This is a genomic window from Terriglobia bacterium (assembly GCA_035712365.1).
Taxonomy (GTDB): Bacteria; Acidobacteriota; Terriglobia; order UBA7540; family UBA7540; genus SCRD01.
On the sequence record DASTAW010000039.1, the window covers coordinates 129,938 to 149,754 of the forward strand.

Genomic DNA, 19,817 nt, shown 5'->3' on the forward strand with positions numbered 1-19,817 from the left:
GACAGGAGGGAAAGATGAACAAGAGTAGTGTACGCAAGGCCGTCCTACTGTGCTCGTGGGCGGTCTTATCGATGACTTTGTGCGTCAGCGCCAGAGCCACAACCTGGCACGTGGGGCCGACCCAAACTTACAAAACGCCTTGCAGTTTAAACAACGCGGGTGTTTTGGCGGATGGCGACACGATTATGATCGACTATTCTCCATCCACGGGTCCGGGCGTGGGCTACTATGATGACACCTGCAATTGGACCCAAAACAGCCTGACCCTGATCGGTTTGCCCGGCCCCGGCGGCGCCCGGCCTGTCCTCAACACTGCGGGGTTGACGGACAAGAACAATACCGGGCATATTTCAGGCCGAAAGGCGATCTGGGTTATTTCGGGAAACGACACGGTGATCGAGAACATGGAATTTGAGAATGCGGCGGTTTCCAATGACGACGGAGCCAATGGCGCCGGAATTCGCATGCAGGGCGGGAACCTTACCATCCTGAATTGCTATTTCCACGATAACCAGGACGGAATCCTGGGCGGCGCCGGCCCAGGCAATGTTGTGATCAAGTACTCGGAGTTTGCTCATAATGGAGTCAGCAGCAAGGCCCTCTCCGAGGGTTACGGGTTTACCCACAACCTCTATATCGGGAATTGCGCCTCGCTGCTGTTCGCTTTTAACTATACCCACGACGCCAACGTCGGCCATCTGTTGAAGTCGCGCGCAGCGGTCAACTACATCCTCTACAATCGCATCACCGGGGAAAACGGGACTGACAGCTACGAAATCGACCTGCCCAATGGGGGAACTTCCTACGTCATCGGGAATTTGATTCAACAGGGCCCTAATACGGGGAACAGCACGATTCTGAGTTACCTGGAGGAAGGGACCAATCCAAACAATCCCGGGCATGATCTTTACGTGGTGAACAACACCGTGGTGAATCAGTATTCTGATGGAACCTTCGTCTTTGCCAAGTCCCCGGCGGCGCCCGCTTTACTGCAAAATAATATCCTGGACGGTCCTGGCACTATCACCAATCAGGCCAACGCCATTTTTATGACCAACTTTACCGGCGGCGAGCCGATGCTCGCGGATATCGACAATTACGACTATCACCTGCTGCAGGGCTCGCCCGCAATCGATGCCGGATCGCAACCGGCGTCGGTGAATGACTTTTCGCTTGCGCCAAAATACGAGTACGTCCATCCAGCCTGCGGCGAGCAGCGCCACCCGATCGGCACGATTGACATCGGCGCTTACGAGTTTGGCGGGGCTGGTCCGATGTTGCAGTGCAGATGAGAGTGGTTAGCGGGTAGCCATGGTCAGTGTTGTTCTGACCGTGGGGTTTTTATCCGCGATATCCCTTTGGCAGCCGCATGTAATCAATTTTGATCGCGGGTGGCGCATACGTCGCCGCCTTTGCGATGTATGCGGCTTGATGGCAGCCCAGCACGGCGCTGGTCAAACCCCTAGGAGCCAAGCAGCACATGTGTCCTCCCCGGATTATGTGGCGCCCGGCAGCGGTGCGCGGCATTTTTCAAAAAAGCCGCATACATTCCAAACACCGGAACGTATGCGCCACCCGCGTTTGAATGCCTGAGGGCCCGCGGGCAAAAGAGGATTTGACATTCCGGTGCACCCTATGTAGACTAACAACTATGGATAAGCACAAACCAAGAATCACGGCACAAACACTAAAGGTCATGGGCGTCCTTATGTCGTCTCTGGAAACCCAACTGTCCGGTGCTGATATTGCGCGCGCCACTAAACTACAGTCGGGAACCCTTTACCCCATCCTGCTACGCTTGGAGCAGGCAAAGTGGCTTGAAAGCCGCTGGGAGGCTGGTAACCCCCACGACCTGGGGAGGCCAAGGCGGCGATATTACAGGCTCACCGGCCTTGGCGCCAGAAGCGCCCGCGCGGCCTTCCGAGATGTAGCCTCTTCTATCGGGATCGGGGGACTTGCATGGCAGTGATCGTGGACATTGTTGGAATAATCTGCAAAATCATCGCCGGAGCAGTCAGCCAACAGCTCACCAATGAATTCAAAGAATGGACGTGCTGGGTTATTGAGCGCCTTGTCCAGCGGGCGGTTCAGCGACTGCCAAAGGACGAACGGGATCGGTTTGGGGAGGAATGGCGAAGTCACATTGACGAGGTTCCCGGCCAGATCGGCAAAATTGTTGTTGCGCTGAATTTCACCAGGGCCGCGCGCAAAATTTCTGCAATGGCAAAGGCGGGGTACCGGGACGCTCTTCCGGGAGACAATCTCAAGCGCGCTGTCGACGTGGTGGCAAGCGCAGCATTCCTGGTTGCGGTTGCACCGGAACTGGGTTTGATAGCGACGATCCTACGACTGACGGGCCACGGGTCCGCTCTCGTTTGCGAGACTCGGGTAGGGCTTTGTGGTCGAAGATTTGAGATGCTGAGGTTTCGCATTGCCTCCCCTTATGAACTCCGAGGCGCTGGCTCTGGCACCCATGAGCATCGAGAGCCTTTGACCAGGCTTGGCGGTTTTCTGCGCAAGACGGGCCTCTATTTTCTGCCAGTGGCGATCAATGTATTCCGCGGGGACATGAGCCTGATCGGCCCTTTGCCGCACCCTGTAAATATCGCCGGACAAATGTCCCAATGCGTTCCTAGGTACGATGAGCGAACCAAAGTACGCCCCGGTCTCGTCAGCTTAGCGACTTTGAGAAGTTCGTGGGAGCCCCTCTCTGAGCTCGCCGACGACATTTATTACGTCCGGAATCGCAGCTTGAAACTGGACTTCACCATCTTTTGCCAAGCGGTCAGAGATATCTGGATGAGGCGCGAGGAGTAGAGCACCGCGGGTGGCGCAGATACGCGCTTTGTCGTGTCTGCGGTCTCACGGAGCGAGAAGCTCTTGCTTGACTTGATTCGAGGCGGTCCATCATGATGATCGAGGCGTCTTCCAAGAAAGTGAATCGCCAACTCGACCACAGCCAATCCACGTAATAACGCGGTGGTCGTGACGCCGCACCATTCTAACCCCACTCAGATCCGCTGAATGCAGGCATCGAAAATCAACGCATGCGCCACTCGCGTCCTTGCGAAGAACCCACGGTCAGAACAACACTGACCGTGGCTACCCGCCACCGGCTTCTAGAGCTATCTGTGAAGATGCATGTAGGCCCAGACAATCAGGCTTACCAGTACCATGATCCAGAGCGTCACCTTTTGGTATGTGGGGGTGGGCTTGCGACGGTGTTCTTTTGCATATGTCTCATACGCAGTGATAAACTGCTTCCTTTTCTCGCGCCATCCACTCATGGAGTCACCCCCTGCGATGCGCAATTCGCAGCCGAACCAATGAAAAGGCCCAACGCGGCACCACCGCAGGTGGCGCATACGCCGCCGCCTTTGCGATGTAGGCGGCTTGATGGCACCCCAACACGGCGCTGGTCAAACCCCTAGGAGCCAAGCAGCACATGTGTCCTCCCCGGATTATATGGCGGCCGGCAGCGGCGCGGCATTTTTCAAAAAAGCCGCATACATTCCAAACACCGGAACGTATGCGCCACCCGCGAGCAGCGCCACCCGATCGGCACCATTGACATCGGCGCTTACGAGTTTGGCGGGGCTGGTCCGATGTTGCAGTGCAGATGACAGCCTGGCCGGCTACCCGCTCCGGCTCTTTCTCGCCGCGGTTGAGTTTGCGAATCGAGTCGGCGCGAATCTGCCAGACCGTGTGCTTCACGGCTGGGTGGCGCAGATACGTGGTTTGTCGTGTCTGCGTTCCCGCGCAGCGGGACGTTGCTTGCTGGGTTCATGGCAAGCGATCCATGGCCATAATCGATTCGTCCTCGAGAAAATAAAATCTCCAGCTTGACCACGGCCACTCACGCGGCGAACTGACCAGCCCTCGCGTCACCGGATTGTTGTGCATATAATCCAGCTTCTCCATCTGCTTCTTCTCAGTCCAGATATTCATGTCGTAAAACCGCCGCTGCCAGACGCGGCAGCTGGCCTCATCGTGCACCGTCAAGGGCAGCGAGAACCGAGCCAGCATCCTGGCGCACCATGCGTGGCGCCGCTCCTGCCGCAGAGTCTTCAGGATCGACCGTGCCGTGCGCCCTTTCAGCCGCTGCATAATCTGAGAAGGATTGGCGCCGTCGGAAGGCCACAAGAGGAGGTGGAAATGCTCGGGCATCAGCACATAGCCGAGCAGTCGGAATCCCAGTTCGATGCGCAGTTCCGCCAGCGTAGCGACGAATTCGCGCTTGAACCTCTCGGAATTGAAAACCGGCGTGCGGCGATAGGTGCTGGTGGTCAGATAGTGAAGGTCGTTATTGCCGTAATATCGAGGCGGTTGAGACATCGCGCCATTTTAACCCCACTCAGCTTCGCTGATCGCAGATATTAAAAATCAATATCTGCGCCACCCGCCACCGGGGCGGGCACGGCAATGGGAACCATCGTCCAGCTGGTAGTGGTGGGCGTCGGCCTGGCTCTCGGCGCAGGCCGCCTGAGGGGCCAGACGTGAGTCCGGCCGCAGGGGTGACGGCGGGTGGCGCATACGTCGCCGCCTTTGCGATGTATGCGGCTTGATGGCACCCCAGCACGGCGCTGGTCAAATCCCTGGGAGCCAAGCAGCACATGTGTCCTCCCCGGATTATGTGATGCCCGGCAGCGGTGCGCGGCATTTTTCAAGAAGCCGCATACATTCCAAACACCGGAACGTATGCGCCACCCGCGGGTGGGGGGAGTTTTGTTCCGCAAATGCCTTCGTCGGTCTGCCATCCGCGGGTGGCGCATACGTCGCCGCCTCTGCGATGTATGCGGCTCGATGGCACCCCAGCACGGCGCTGGTCAAACCCCTAGGAGCCACGCAGCACATGTGTCCTCCCCGGATTATGTGATGCCCGGCAGCGGCGCGGCATTTTTCAAAAAAGCCGCATACATTCCAAACACCGGAACGTATGCGCCACCCGCGCTCCGAATCGATCACGGTCGCACACCGCTGGGAAGGTCGGACGAATCAGAAGTGCCGGCTTAGGGCTGCACGTTAGTGAAGACTTTGGCCCCGGGCGGAGGGAAATGGGCTTTGTACCAGGCAATTGAGCGCTCCAGTCGATCGATCTGATGGCCAGTTTCGCGAACGCCATGCCCTTCCCTAGGGTAAATGACCATTTTGGTTTCGACGCCGACGTCCTTCAGCGCGATATAAAACTGTTCGGCGTCGGGAATGGGAACGTCGGGATCGTTCGCCCCGTGCATGATGAGCGTGGGCGTGTGGTCCTGGGCGACGTAGCGGAGCGCCGAGCGCTTCCATGCCTTGTCCATCATGTCGTCCTGGGTGAAAAACTTGCCAAATTCCATCTCCTCATATTGGTTGTAATAGGTCAGGTAGTTGTAGCTGATCAGATTGGTGATGCCGGCGAAAGGAATCGCGGCTTTGAATTCGTTGGTTTGCGTAGTGAGCCAGTAGGTGAGCTGGCCGCCATAACTGACGCCCTCGATGCCCATCCGGTCGCGATCGATCCAGGGATAGCGGTGGACTGCGGCGCTGACGGCATAGAGCACGTCCCAGCCTTCGTTGCCATCCTGATCGCCGAAGACGGCGTCGGCAAATTTCTGCCCGTAGCCGGTCGAGCCGCGGTAATTGACCTGAAGCGTGGCCCAACCCAGCCCGGCGTAGACCTGGGCGAGGAAATCGAACCCCGGGCCATTCTGTCCGTGCGGGCCGCCGTGGATGTCAACGATAAGCGGATGCTTGCCGCCGGGCGCCAAGCCGAGCGGCTCAGTGAGGAACGCCTCAATCTGGAATTTGTTGTCGTTGCTCCAGAAGGTGAAGGGAACCACGGTGGCAATTGTTTTGCCGCGGAGAACGTCGTCGTTCAAATGTGTGAGTTGATTGGTCTGGCCGCCTTCGATCAGGTAAAGTTCGGCCATGTCGCCAAGGCCCGTGTAGCTGCAAGCGATCCGCCCATCTTTGGCGATGGAGAATGAGCCAACGCCGCCGGGCAGGTCTTCGATCCGCCGGGGAGCGCCTCCGGAAACCGGCAGACTGTAGAGATGAACGCTGCCTCGCTCCTGCACAGTGAAATAGAGGGCGCTGCCATCAGCCGCCCAGACAGGATCGCCCTGGCGGTTGTCGATGGCGGCGCCAATCTCGCGGCGGTTGGCGCCATCGGCATTCATCACCCAGACATGGGCATCTTCCATCGTGGTTTCGCGGTCGGTAAGCCCGCGCTGGGTACCCAGGTAGGCGATCGATTTCCCGTCGGGGGACCATACAGGAACATATTCGGTGGCTTCGCTCGAGATCAGCGGCCGGATCGAGCCGTCGGCAACGTGCAGCTCGAACAGATTGTAATGGAAAAATTCGTCCGAGTTCGCTTCGTGATCGGAGAGGAAGAGAATTTCCCCGCCGTTGGGCGACCAGTCGATCGAATGCTCGTAATTGTCCCCGGAGGTAAGCTGCTGGACCTTCTTCGTGTCCACATCAACGACAAAAATATGGAGACGGCGATTGTCGTTATAGGGATTGATGCCTTCCTCGGCGGTGGGCCGCCAGAGATAGCGCGTGAAGACCATCGGATCACCGGTCGCCGCTGCAACCTCCGGGCCGGGCGTTGCCGAAATGAAGGCGATGCGCTTCGAGTCGGGCGACCAGGTGATACTGTGGCCTTGATGCGGCAGCGGAGCGTTTGTATTGACAACCTCAGCGAGGCCGAGGGAACCGCCGCCGTCAGCCGCGGCGATTTTCAGCTCGCGATGAGCGTCCTGCATCCCGTAATAAGCGATCCACCGGCCATTGGGCGACCAGACCGGGCTGCTGGTCGGTTCCCGTTCGCCGCCCAAGCGGTGGGTTTGGCGGGTTGAGATGTCCATCACCCAGATTTGGGAGGAGGGACGCCCGGGGCGGTCGTTGTAAGTGATCGAGTAGGCGAGGCGGCGCCCATCAGGCGAAAACGCGACCGTCCCAACCGATTGAAAACGCGAAAGGTCACTGGGTTGAAAGCCGGTCGCTTTGATTGGATTTTGCGCAGAAACCGGTCCTGCACAGAGCATTGCCGTGGATAACAGCATGAGAAATGTTGCCACAGAAATCCGCTTCTTCCCCATCGCGTTCACCTCCGAAGGATGCGTCTCGCTCCACGTCAAGAAGTGCAGATGGTTCTCGCAGTAATCGTGTTTCTGCCGAGGCGCGGCGCCATTCTACATTATTCCCATGTGTCGCATACATTCCAAAATTCCGAACGCAGGCGAGCGCGGGAAGCTGCTCTAGCTGTGGCACAGGCGCTCTCGCCTGTGTTTTAATCCCGTTCTCACAGCCAGGAGTGGCTGTGCTACTCGCGCTTGCTTCGACGGGGAACGAGGTATATCCTCTAGCGTTTCGCGGCAGGCGGGGCGCCGCATAGCTTCCAAGGTTAACACTATGAAAATGTCGAGATCAGTTATTCGCAGTGCTCGAATTGCAGCCAGCGTGTTTCTGACGGCGTGTTGCATCTGGGTTACCGCGCGCAGCGTGAGTTCAGCCGCGGATGCGCAGCCGAAATCCGAAAAGCGCATTGACGCCCCCTTCACCATGGACGTGAAGACGCCGCATGTTGCCTGGGCGCAGCCGTGGGCCGGAAACCCGGTCCACGCCCTGGTGGTGCCCAGCGTCAGCGAAGGACGAACGCTGGCGGAGCTGGCGGAACGCTTTCCCATTACCTATGACACGGTAATGATTGACACCGCCTGGGACGTGAATACCTGGACAGTGGGCACAGGCAAGAATTACGAAGCGCGGAATTACAAGCTGACCTATCAATATCTTTCCGAAGACCTTGCCAGCAGCGCGCATTACGACGTGATTGTCTTGCCCAGCCTGTTCGGATGGAACCGGCTGCCGCAGGAGGCTCGCGACGCGATTCTGAAGCGCGTTCAGGAAGGCGCGGGACTGGTCCTGATCCACCCCACCACCGGAGTTCCCGCGCCCGGCGAGCCGCCGGTAGAGCAAGCGATGAACATCCATGCGCCGGAGGTTGCGGTGGCGCCCGGCGGAAAGCTTTGGGAGGTGTCGCCGCTGATCGATTGCCTGTCCGATCAATTGGACAGCAGCGGACACTTGCACGTTCTTCCCAATGCCGTCAACGGCGGGGCATGGAAGGCGGTGGCGGAGAGTTTTATCACGGATAACGTCCCGTTCGATTCGTTTCCCGCCGAATACCTGAAGCATTACAAGTATCGCCTGGGACCGGAGGCGAAGCTGCTGGTGGAAGGGCCCGAGGGCGAGCCCATCGTAGCCACCAAAATGTTCGGGAAGGGCAGGGTGGTGGCGCTCGGCTATGTGAACCACGGCCTCTCGCCGGACATCGACTGGAATTTTCTCGGCAAGCAGGACGACCACTGGTGGGAGTATTTTTATTCGCTGCTCGGCCGGTCGATCATGTGGGCAGGCGGCGAGGACCCGCAGGTCCGCCTGCTTCCGCTGCGCGTGGAGAGCCGCGCTGCCGGCGCAAAGACTCTTACCGTTGCTCTCGAGAACCGCGCGCCCATCAGGAGGGGCGAGCTTTCGGTGAAGCTTGTCAACCAGTGGGGCGCGGAGCAGGGAAGCGTCACAAAACCTGTGCGGCTGAAGCGCGGCAGCAACAGAATCGTGCTGGACCTGCCCGGCGCGGCCTCTGCCGGGCGTAATGACGTTGACGTTATTTTATCCTCGGACGGCAAGCGCTACGCCTGGGGGTCGGTGTCTTTTGCGGTCCGGCAGCCGGTCAGGATCGTTTCCATCATCACGGACAAAAAGTTCTACGGGCTCGGCGACCGGATGCAGGTGACGGTGAGGATAGATCGCAGCGGAGCCGCCACCACGGGCGGGGCGCCCGTGCCACGCAAAGAGAACTTGAGCGGGCCGGCAAAAGTTCGCGTGGACCTGCTTGACAATCGCCAGCGCCTCGTTGGCACGGTGACGGAAGCGGCCCCTGCGGCCCGCGAGGGCGTTATCCACGCTGCGCTTCCGGTGGGAAATTACACCACCAACATCGGCTGGGTGCGCGCGGCGCTGCTGGGCGGCGACGCGGCGGGCGAGAACATCATCGATCAATCGCAGACGCGGGTTGAATTCGTCAGCCTCGACCGGAAGTTCGGAGCTTATGAGCTGATTCTGCCCTGGTACGGTCCGCCGTCCTACGAACCTTGGGAGCCCACGCTCGAAGAGCAATTCCGAAAGATCGGCGTGACGGTGGTGGGGCGTCCGCAGAACAACTTCAAGCTGATCGCGGAGGTCAACTCGCCCGGCTTTGGCGTTTACTGGTACCGGCGCAAGCCTTACCTGGAGCAGAAGGCCCAGTATCTCAAGACCCACGACACCAAATATCTCATTCGTGAGCCGGACCTTTCGAGCCCCGAATGGCTCGACAAACTGCGGGCCGCCATCGTTGATTCGATGAAAGAGGACGAGCCCTACGCGCCGCTTGCTTATTATCTCGCGGATGAATCTTCGCTGACCTCCTATGGCGATCCGCTGGATTTTTCGTGGTCCAAGCCGACCCTGGCGGCCCTCAGGGTCTGGCTTCGCGGCCAGTATTCAAGCCTGGAGGCGCTGAACACGGAGTGGGAGACGGACTACAAGGCCTGGGACGACGTCATGCCGCTCACCACCCGCGAGGCGCAGGCCAAAGGAAATTATGCCGGCTGGATGGACCATCGCACCTTCATGGAACAGGCGTTCGCGCGCGCCCTCGAGGTGGCGGCGGAAACGGTGAAGGCTCAGGACCCTGGCGGCCTGCCCAGCATCTCCGGCACGCAGGCGCCTGGGCCGTCGAATGCGGTCAACTGGTACCTGCTGGACCACGTGGTCGGGTATCTGCAGCCTTATTCGGAGGACGATCAGGATGACCTGCACCGCTCGATCCACGCAGGCCAGATTCTGACGGGCTTCACCGGCTATGAGCGATTCGGCGCGGAATTGCGCCACGAGCTCTGGCACCGGCTGCTGGCAGGACAGACGGGAGCGTCGCTCTTCTGGCACTACACGGCGCTGAATGCCGACCTGACGCTCACCCAGCAGGGGCGCGATCTCGCTGCGCTGACCAACGAATTCCGCAATGAGGGCTTGGCGCTGCTGCTGCGCGGCGCCGAGCGTGAGAATTGCGGCATTGCCGTCCACTACTCGCTGCTGAGTGTTCGCGGCCACTGGATTACCGACGGCCATATTGCTCCGGACGAGGTGAGCGATGGTGACAAAACTTCCGCGAACCTCAAGCGGTTCCATCAGGACCGCACCAACTGGCTCGAGGCGCTGCGCGATGCCGGATACTCATATGATTTTGTGACCACCGAGCAGATCGACAAGGGCAGCCTGGCAAGCTACAAGGTGCTGGTGCTGCCGGATTCCATCGCGCTCTCGAAAGCGGAGGTGACCGCCATCCGCGAATTCGTGCGGCGTGGCGGCCTGCTGATCGCCGATGCGCAGACTGGCCTGATGGACGGCCATGCGCGCTGGGCAACCGGCGGGCTGCTCGATGATGTGCTGGGCGTCGAGCACACGAACGCGCGCGCGGAAGCGAAGGACGCCGGACCGCTTACGCTGCATGCGTCGTGGGATGGGCAGGGAATGCCGGCGATGGTTACTCCCGCCGAGGCGGAGCTGAAAGTTACTTCCGGCAAGGCCGGCTTCAGCGAAGGGGGCACGCCCTTCCTGATTGAGAATTCTTTCGGCGCGGGACGGGCGGTAACGCTGAATTTCTGGATGAGCAATTATCACAAGCTGCGGGATGCCGGGAAGAATGGCCCCATGCTGAAGCTGCTGGAGCATTACCTGCGTGAGGACGGAGCGCAGCCCGTCGCAGACATCAGCAATGCTAATGGGCAGCGGATTGGCTGCTCGGAAATTGTGGGGTACAGGAAAGGCGAAGTCCGCTACCTGGCGGTGCTTCCGGGCGTTGGCTGCCGGGACGCGGGGCCGGTGACCCTGCGCCTTCCGTCCCAGCGATATGTCTACAATTTGAGAGAGCATCGCCTGCTGGGTAAGGTTTCAGATGTGCAAGAGACGCTCACAGAGGGCGAGCCGCTGTTCCTGGCGCTCTCTCTGGAACCCCTTGGCAGCCTGAGAGTTACCGCACTGGGCGCGGGCGCCGGCGGGAGCCTGAGGGTAAAGGAGGGAGGCGCGGCCGCTTTCCGCATTCAACTCTCGATGCCTGGCGGGCAGAGCGATTTTCCGGAGGCCGTCCATGTGGATGTTCGCAACCCGGATGGGAAAGTCCTTTCATATTACGGCAGAAACCTTTCTCTTGAGGATGGCGAGGCACGGTTCAGCGTGGCGCTGGCGCTCGATGACCGGCCTGGAGAATGGCAGGTGACGGTGCGCGGACCGTATGCCCACCAGACCTCTTCCGCCAGTTTTCAGGTGGTAAACTAGGCTAGAGCAGGAGCCATGCAGCGCCGGTCACGCTGGGGCGAGCTCGGCACATGCCGGCCTGAAGACCGGTGCTACAGGGGGCAAAATCTTTCGAATTCTCTCGGTTGCTTTCCAAATTTCAAAATAGTATTGACATTTTAATTCCGTTGTAGGATATTTTGGGTGGGATAAGTCACTGATATTACGTCGGGCGCTGGGTAGCGCGCGATTGCTCATGCCAGACTTAATGATCTTCGCATCCTGCGGTGCGCTGGTGCGAAAACTTTGACGGGACACAAGTCAGGCTTCCGAAGGCACTTGCTAGCAAAGCGAGCTTGTTTCCTCTTGCGTAGGGTGGGTCGAAATCCAAGTGAGGCGAGTTCTGCGAACCACAGAGGGAACTCTGTGCGTTAAGGAGGAATTCCATGCGTTCGCTACTGAAAGTATTGTGCTTGGTTCTGGTGCTTGCCTTCGGAGCAATGCAGCAAAAAGCATGGGCGCAGGGCGCTGTGGGCACGCTCAACGGTACCGTCATGGATCCATCGGGCGCGGTTGTGCCTGGCGCCACGGTCATTGCGACCAATACCGCCACTGGCGTGGCATCAAAAACCACCACCACCTCAGCGGGCGCTTACACCTTGCCCTACCTTCCCTACGGGACCTACTCGATTCGGGCGTCCGCCCCGGGCTTTCAAACCGCCGAAAACTCGAACATCATCCTGCGCGTTGCACAGGTCCTCACGGTGAACATGAGGCTTAGTGTGGGCCAAGTCACGCAGCAGGTGGAGGTCAGTTCCACGCCCGAACTCCTCGAAACGGGCTCGGCCGAAATTGGCCGCTACATTACGGCCCAGGAGTACAAGGCCTGGCCCATCATGGTTGATGACGGCCAGCGGCAGATTCAGGAATTCATCTTCGACAGTCTGCCCGGCACGCAAGGGAGCACCTTTGCGGGAACGATTAACGGCGGACAGGCATACTCTCACGAGATTTTGATTGACGGCATTCCGGTCGGCCGCTCCGATCTCTCCGGGGGCAACAACAACGAATTCAGCCCCTCCGCGGAAGCCATCGGCGAGTTCAAGCTGCAGGAAGGCGCCATGAGCGCCCAATATAACGGCGGACAGACTGCCGTGGCAAATTTCACCATCAAGTCCGGAACCAACGCCCTGCACGGATCTGCTTTCTATTACAACCAGAACGAAGCGCTGGGTGCGCTCGATCTCCAGACCAAGACGGCGGGTGGGAAGAAAAGCAAGAATCGCCTGAACAATTATGGTTATTCCTTGGGCGGGCCCGTGGTCATTCCCAAGATTTACAATGGCCACGACAAGACCTTCTTCTTTACGAATTTTGAACATGACTCAGTTAACAGTCTGGGAGCGCGGGGTTTCGGGACCCTGGCCGCGACGGAATATAGAGCAGGCGATTTTTCAGGCCTCCTGGATCCGAACTGGACGGGCCAGTCCAAGCCGTGCGCGACATCGGGCCAGCAAGTTTGTACCATTGATCCTGTCACTGGCGCCAAAACCTATGCCTTTGATGCATTGGGGCGGCCCATCATCTTTGGACAGATCTACGATCCCAGAACCACCAGGACGGTGAACGGCCAGGCAGTCCGCGATCCCTTCCCGGGCAACATTATCGATCCTTCAGCGTTTGACCCGGCGGCCGCGAACATTGTCAACAAGGTCGGCATCGTCAACCCGCAGTATGACAAAATGATTAACAACATCACCAGGATTGGCGGATCTCCGTTTTTCGATGAGCACATCATCGGCATCAAAATTGATCACACCATCAATGAGAAGAACCGCCTTTCCGGCTACTGGAACCGCAGCTACCGGAACCGGCAAAACAATGGCGGCACGCCGTTTCTGCCTTTTCCCGGTCCGCTCACCCAAAGTTGGCAGCAGCAAACCACGCCGGGATACATGGGCAGATTTTCATGGACTACCACTATTACGCCTTCCCTCCTGAACCGGGCCGCGCTGGGCTACAATGGGTTCACGAACAACAATGGCGCGCTCCCATCCACCGTGAATAATGGCTGCGCAGCGACGGAGGGACTCCAAAACCTGCCCGACACCATGTGCCCCGTCTTCAGATTTTCTGGCGCAGAATACCAGGGTGGGACAATTGCCCGTATGGGTGTTGGTTTCGTGGATTTCAGCGAAAACGGCAGCGAGGTCTTGGCGGACGATGCCACCTGGATCAAAGGCGCCCACACCTTCAAATTCGGGTACCAGTACTCCCGCTATTTTTATAACGACAACTCGCTCTCCGATGCCGGCAGCTTTACTTTCACCCCGCGAGCCACTGACGCACCGGGCTTCGACGCTTCCACCGGGCATGCATTTGCGAGCTTCTTGCTCGGTGGGGCCAATAACGCCAGCCACGGAATCTCCGGTATCAGTTCGGCGTTCCGTCAGCCTTACCATGAGCTCTATTTTTCCGATGACTGGAGAGCGACCCCGAGGCTGTCGCTCAATTTCGGCCTGAGGTGGGGAATTATTCCGTCGTTCTTCGAACGCACCGGCCGTATGTCCGAGGTTGATTTGACAGCCCCCAACCCGGGAGCGGACAACCGCAAGGGCGCGCTGGTGTTTGAAAGCCGAGTCAACGACACCTACTATGGATTGATCGGTCCGCGCTTCGGTCTTGCATACCAACTCAGCAACAAGATCGTAATTCGTACCGGTTACGCCATAACCAACACGCCGCCCATTGCCAACGGCTGGGGCTATTCGGGTTTCCTGAACGGATTCAATGGCACAAACAACGTGGTGGGGGGCACAAGCCCAACGGGATTCGTGGATGATCCCGCAATTTACCTGGGCAATCCGTACCCCAGTTTTACGGGCACGCTTCCCAACACGGACCCGACCCAGTTGAACTACCAAAGCAATGTAATAACCACCGCAAAAGACGCTAACCGCCCGACCTACGTGCAGAACTGGGAGTTCACGGTGCAATACCTGTTGCCCAAGGAGACGGTGCTGGAAGTGGCCTATGTCGGCAACAAAGGAACTCGGGACTGGGGGGGCCAGTCCTTTGAATCTTATACCGGACTTGGTTGGAGCGAATACGACGGCCTGCCCTCGAGCCTGCTTTCCATGGGGGATATCCTCACTGAACAGGTCGGCGCGCACCCGCAGTTCCTGCCGTATGCCAGCTTCCCCACCAACCTGACTGTGGCCCAGGCAATGAGACCCTATCCCCAGTACTTTGGGGTGGACGAGAATTTCCCCTACAATACCAACTCCAATTACCACTCCTTGCAAATAACAGCGACGAAACACCTGACCAAGGGGTTGGGCTTCCTGGCCGCTTACACCTGGTCCAAGGCGATTGGCTATGTGGATGCCAACGGCCCTGGGGCCTACTACGCGACCATGCAGGACTATAAAAACCGCTCGTTGGAGAGGTCTGTTACTGCGTTCAACATTCCCTCGGATTTCAAGTTGACCTGGGTGTACCAGACCCCGGTAGGTAAAGGCAGAGAGTTCGACTTGCACTGGGCCAACCCAATCCTAGGAGGGTGGCAGTTGTCGGCCATCCAACACTATTCCTCTGGAAGTTCGGTCCAGGTCTCAGAGGGTAATCTGTTGATTCCTGATGGGATCGCTGGCGGGATTCGGCCGGATGTGACGGGCCAGAAATTGACCCTTGGGGGCGCCGCAAGCAACGTCGACGTGAACAACCCGACGCCGTACATCAATCCGGCGGCATTCTCCCTTGTTCCGCAAACGGGAAATGGAGTGCCTTTGCGCGTGGGTTCAGCTCCCAGATTCCTTACGAACCTACGAGGCCCGGCTAGCCCGGGCGAAACCTTCCGCTTGGAAAAGAAGTTTCCATTCACCAAACGGGAGGGGACGTTCTTCGGCCTTGGCATGACCATGACCAATCCCTTCAACCGCCATAACGCCTACATCTCTTCCACCGATGTCACTTCCTCACAGTTTGGCGGGTTGTTAGCAGGTGGCGGTGGGCGGACCGTCCAATTAGACGGCCGCATCGAATTTTAGTTCGCCTGCGGGCCGTTCGATTCTTTCCGCGGGGCGGGTGTTACCTACCCGCTCCGCGTGCTATCATACAGGGTCATGACGCGCCGGTTGATCATCCCTCTCGGCGCAGGGCTGTGGCTTAAGGCTGACTCCCGGCATGGCCGGACCGGCTGGCGGATTGCGCCCCTGTGCGCGGGTTTTTGTTTCCTGGGCCTGCTGGCGTTTACCTCCTGCAACTCCTCGCATAAAACTCAGAGCGAAGCGCCAGTCAAGTTGCGGCCGCTCAATGTGGTGGTGGTCACCATCGACACTCTGCGGCCAGACCATCTGCACTGTTATGGATACCAGGATATCAAAACGCCGACGCTCGACGCGCTGGCTGAGCGCGGGGTGCTGTTTGAGCAGGCTGTGGCGCAGGCCCCGCTGACCCTGCCGTCCCATGCCAGCATCTTCACGGGCGAGTATCCCACCCGGCACCACGTTCGTGACACGGGCGGTTTCGTGCTCCCGGCGTCCTCCGTTACCCTGGCGAAAATCCTGCAGCAGCAGGGATGGGACACGGCGGCGTTTGTGGGCTCAGCCGTCCTCAAGAAGAGGTTTGGATTCAATCTGGGTTTTGATGTTTACGACGACCAGATGCCCACGCCGGGGCCTTCCCAGCAATTTCTGGAAGACCCGGAGCGGCGTGCCGGGGTGGTTGTTGACCACGCCATTCACTGGCTGAACTCGCAGTCGGGAAAGCCGTTTTTCCTCTGGATACACGTGTACGATCCGCATCTTCCCTACGAACCGCCCAGCCCTTTCCGGGAACAGTATCGGGCGCATCCCTATGACGGCGAGATCGCCTATGTGGACCAGCAGCTTGGCCGGTTGATCGACGTTCTGGGAAAGAAGGACCCCCGTAACACGATCATTGCCGTTCTCTCCGATCATGGAGAAAGCCTAGGCGACCACGGCGAGTACACGCACGGGGTTTTTGTTTACGATTCAACCTTGCGGATCGTCTTTATGATGTCGGGACCAGGAATCCCCGCCGGAATGCGCATCAAGCAGCAGGTGAGAAGCATCGATTTTCTGCCCACGTTGCTCGAGCTGATGGGCGGGAAAGCGCCGGACCGGGTGCAGGGCACAAGCCTGGCGCCGGCATTCTCGGGCAAGCTGGTTTCCACTGGGATTTCCTACGCGGAGACGCTTTATCCCAAAATCAATATGGGCTGGGCGGAGCTTCGCGCGATTCGAACAGACCACTGGAAGTACATCCGCGCCCCGAAGCCGGAGCTCTATGATCTGTCCCGCGATCCCGGCGAGACGACAAATGTGCTTCAGCAGCATCCGGTGCAGGTTGCAAGGTTCCAATCGATTTTGAATGGAGTGATCTCAGCCGAAGGCCACGGGACGACGGAAAAAGTGGAAATGAAGTTGATTAACAAGCAGACGGAGGAGGAACTGTTCTCGCTGGGGTATCTTTCGGGATACTCACCCAGAACGTATGAGTTGACGAGCCAGGGCATTGATCCCAAGGACCGAACGCACGTTCTGAAACTGATTTACGAGGCCGAGAACCCGACGTCAAACACGCCCGAGGCGCGCCGCCTCGAACTGGAACGCCAGGCGCTCGCTGAGGACCCCACGAATCCCTCGATCTACTACCAGCTTGGAGGGCGATACCAGAAGGAGGGCCGGCCCAAGGATGCGTTGAAAGTCTACGAGACGGCGCTCGCGAAGGGCATTGAGAGCGGGCAACTGCACTCACACATCGCCACCTTGCTGCTTCGCGAAGGGAAGAAGGACGCAGCCATCGTCGAATATCAGAAAGCAACGAAATACAATCCCGCCGACACGGAGAGCCTGGCCAACCTGGCCACAGCCTACCTGCAATCGGGCAGGCTTGATGACGCTGAGCGCGCGTTCAAAGGACTTCTGACAATCGATGCCGACAATGCCACGGGGCAAAATGGCCTGGGCCTGATCGCCATTCAACGCCGGGAGCCTCAAGCGGCGCGCGGGTATTTCGAGCGCGCTGTCCAGCTTGACCCTGACCTGCTGGAGGCGCAGGTGAACCTGGGCCTGATTTACGAGATGCAGGGCGATCGCAAGCGGGCGCGGGCGTGCTTTGAAGCCTTCCTCGCCAAAGCCTCACCCGCGCAGTACGCCAGCGTGATCCCGAAGGTGCGCCACGAGCTGGCGTCCCTTGGGCAAAAGGAGCCATGAATTATCTCCTGCTCATCCTGCTGTTGCAGGCTGCGGCCCCCGGACCCACAACGGGACAGCTCAATCTGGACACCACCTGCGACACTGTCCACAGCCTGGCGCTCCGGCAAAGCGCGCAAGCCGCTCTCGACAAAAATCAGTATGAAATCGCGGCGCGGGATTTTTCCGAGGCGCTTCGTGAGTGTCCCGCGCAGCCCGAGATTGTCATCGAGCTCTCGCAGGCGCAAGCGCATCTGCGGCAGTTTGACGTGGCAATCAGCTCGCTCGAGGCCTATCTGAAGCAGCAGCCGGGATCGGTTCCCGCCCAGGTCGCGCTGGCCAACGTATATTTCATGGCGCAACGCCTCGCAGAGGCGAAACGGGAAGCGGAAGGCGTGCTAAGCAAAGATCCCCGGAACCTCGCCGCGATGGAAATCGAAGCCAATGCAGAATATCTTCTCGGCAATGTGCCTGCCGCGGAGAATCGCCTGATCGATCTGCTCGACCGGTACCCCAACGATGAGGATGGCGCCTACATGCTGGGCCGGATTTATTATCAGGAAGGCCGGCTGGACCAGGCCGTCGGCCTGTTCGAGCGGGTGCTGAAGGTCAATCCGCGGTCGTATAAGGCCTATGACAACCTCGGCCTGTGCTATGAGGCCAGCGGGCAGGATGAGAAAGCCGAGCGCTACTTTTGGGCGGCCATCAAGCTCGTGGATGAGCAACACTTGAACGATGATTGGCTCCTGGGGAACCTGGCCGAGCTTTACCTGAAACAAGGCGACGCCCAGAAGGCCTTTGCGCTGGCCTCCCAAGCGGCTGACCGCAACCCTTACTCGGCCCGCAACTTCTATCTGGGCGGAAAAGCGCTTTGCGATCTCGGCAAAACGGACTTGTGTCTCAACTGGCTGCAGCGCTCTTCGGCGCTTGATCCAAACTATCCGGAACCGCTCTTCCTGCTGGCCCACGTTTATGAAAAACTGGGTCAAGAGGTGAAAGCGAAGGAGAGCCTGGAAAAGTTCCGCGAGGCAAAGGCTAAGCAGCCGAGCCAGCGCAAATAGGCATGATGTCCGAAATCAATTCCTCCTCGGGCCGGGCCCGGCGTCTCACGCGAATGGCCACATTTTCCTGGCGGGTCTGCGCAGGATTACTGTGCGCGGCAACCCTCTGGGCCCAGGTTGCTCCGCCTCCGGAGGCATTAAGCCGCGCAAGAGACTTGGTGATTGCAGGAAAACCCGAGCAGGCCGCGGCCATCTATCAGGAACTGGTTCGAAAGTTTCCCAACCATCCGGGCCTTCGCGTTGACCTTTGCGTCGCCCAGTACAAGGCCGGGCGCTACAAGGATTCGGCGGAGGAGGCAAAGGCAGCGCTCAAGCTTCGGCCGAAATTGCCCGCCGCCAATCTGTTTCTGGGCGCCAGTTATCTCCAACTGGGTGAATTCGCCTCTGCCATCCCGCCCCTTCAGAAGGCGTTGGCAGAGCAACCCGCTGACCGCAATGCGCGGCTCGCACTGGCAGAAGCGCTCTCGGGCGCGCGGCGGTACGAAGAGGCCGCCGAACAGTTCCAGAGACTTGCCGAAATCATTCCCGACAATCCCAGGGTCTGGTATGGCCTGGGCCAGTGCTACGAAAAGCTTTCCGAGCAGACGAACGGACAGAGCGAACATTACCGGGAATTGGCCCGGCAGGCTTACAACCGGCTGGAACAACTGCCTCGCTCGCCCGAAATGTATATCCACGCTGCTGAATTGCGCGAGAAGAACTCGGAGTGGGTGGAAGCGGCAACACAGTGGCGCGAGGCGCTGGCGCTCGAGCCGCACGATGAGCGGGCGCGGGCGGGCCTGGCCTGGGCGCTCTTTCGAGCGCGTGACTACGCATCGGCGCTGGAGGTGATTGCAGAAATGCGGAAGGACGGCATCGATTCCGCCGTGTTGAACTTTCTAACGGGAGGATGCTGGCTTAACTTGCAGCAGCCGGAGAAAAGCATTCCATATCTGGAGAAAGCCATCGCCGCCGACTCCGGTTTCCTGCCTGCCAAGGCCGCGCTCGGCCAGGCGCTGCTGCAGACCGGCAAAGCCCGGGAGGCGATTCCGTTGCTTCGAGCCGCGCTTTCCGCCGACGACGATGGGACCATCCACTTCCAGCTTTACCGCGCTTACGCGATGGCGGGCGAGGCCGGGGCAGCGAAGCAGGCACTTTCGGATTACGAGGAGTTTAAGAAAGGGCCGTCCCAGGCCTCGACTGTGAGTGGCGGCCCCTACCGTTGAGGCAACTGCGA

The 19,817-nt window shown here is 59.2% G+C and carries 10 protein-coding genes; 8 read left to right on the plus strand and 2 right to left on the minus strand.

Going from position 1 to position 19,817, the window contains the following annotated elements:
* The first annotated feature begins 14 nt into the window (after positions 1 to 14).
* The 3 genes from VFQ24_11860 to VFQ24_11870 all read left to right on the plus strand — a co-directional run bounded on the left by VFQ24_11860 (position 15) and on the right by VFQ24_11870 (position 2,817).
* Entirely contained in the window at positions 15 to 1,292 is a 1,278-nt protein-coding gene (locus tag VFQ24_11860) for a right-handed parallel beta-helix repeat-containing protein (protein ID HET9179043.1), read from the plus strand.
* Positions 1,293 to 1,708: 416 nt separating this feature from the next.
* On the plus strand, positions 1,709 to 1,969 hold the full coding sequence (locus tag VFQ24_11865) for a helix-turn-helix transcriptional regulator (protein ID HET9179044.1): 261 nt from the start codon (positions 1,709 to 1,711) through the stop codon (positions 1,967 to 1,969).
* Positions 1,960 to 2,817, plus strand: coding sequence for a sugar transferase (locus tag VFQ24_11870; protein ID HET9179045.1), 858 nt, complete (start codon positions 1,960 to 1,962; stop codon positions 2,815 to 2,817). Before VFQ24_11865 ends, VFQ24_11870 begins: the two co-directional genes overlap by 10 nt.
* Positions 2,818 to 3,783: 966 nt before the next feature.
* Here the strand turns inward: VFQ24_11870 and VFQ24_11875 are convergent.
* Positions 3,784 to 4,335 carry a transposase gene (locus tag VFQ24_11875; GenBank protein HET9179046.1) on the minus strand — a complete coding sequence of 184 codons (552 nt, stop codon included), beginning with the start codon at positions 4,333 to 4,335 and terminating at the stop codon, positions 3,784 to 3,786.
* Positions 4,336 to 5,009: 674 nt separating this feature from the next.
* Entirely contained in the window at positions 5,010 to 7,085 is a 2,076-nt protein-coding gene (locus VFQ24_11880) for a S9 family peptidase (protein ID HET9179047.1), read from the minus strand.
* 313 nt (positions 7,086 to 7,398) lie between these two features.
* Between VFQ24_11880 and VFQ24_11885 the strand changes: the two genes are divergently transcribed.
* From VFQ24_11885 to VFQ24_11905, 5 genes are all read left to right on the plus strand, one after another.
* Positions 7,399 to 11,364 carry a beta-galactosidase trimerization domain-containing protein gene (locus tag VFQ24_11885; GenBank protein ID HET9179048.1) on the plus strand — a complete coding sequence of 1,322 codons (3,966 nt, stop codon included), beginning with the start codon at positions 7,399 to 7,401 and terminating at the stop codon, positions 11,362 to 11,364.
* A gap of 404 nt (positions 11,365 to 11,768) precedes the next feature.
* Complete coding sequence (locus tag VFQ24_11890) at positions 11,769 to 15,371, plus strand: TonB-dependent receptor (protein ID HET9179049.1); 3,603 nt, start codon at positions 11,769 to 11,771, stop codon at positions 15,369 to 15,371.
* 75 nt (positions 15,372 to 15,446) lie between these two features.
* Positions 15,447 to 17,561, plus strand: a complete 2,115-nt coding sequence (locus VFQ24_11895; protein HET9179050.1) for a sulfatase-like hydrolase/transferase — start codon at positions 15,447 to 15,449, stop codon at positions 17,559 to 17,561.
* Positions 17,558 to 18,601, plus strand: a complete 1,044-nt coding sequence (locus VFQ24_11900) for a tetratricopeptide repeat protein (GenBank protein HET9179051.1) — start codon at positions 17,558 to 17,560, stop codon at positions 18,599 to 18,601. The genes VFQ24_11895 and VFQ24_11900 overlap by 4 nt, the downstream gene beginning before the upstream one ends.
* 53 nt (positions 18,602 to 18,654) lie before the next feature.
* Positions 18,655 to 19,806, plus strand: coding sequence for a tetratricopeptide repeat protein (locus VFQ24_11905; GenBank protein HET9179052.1), 1,152 nt, complete (start codon positions 18,655 to 18,657; stop codon positions 19,804 to 19,806).
* The last annotated feature ends 11 nt before the right edge of the window (positions 19,807 to 19,817 follow it).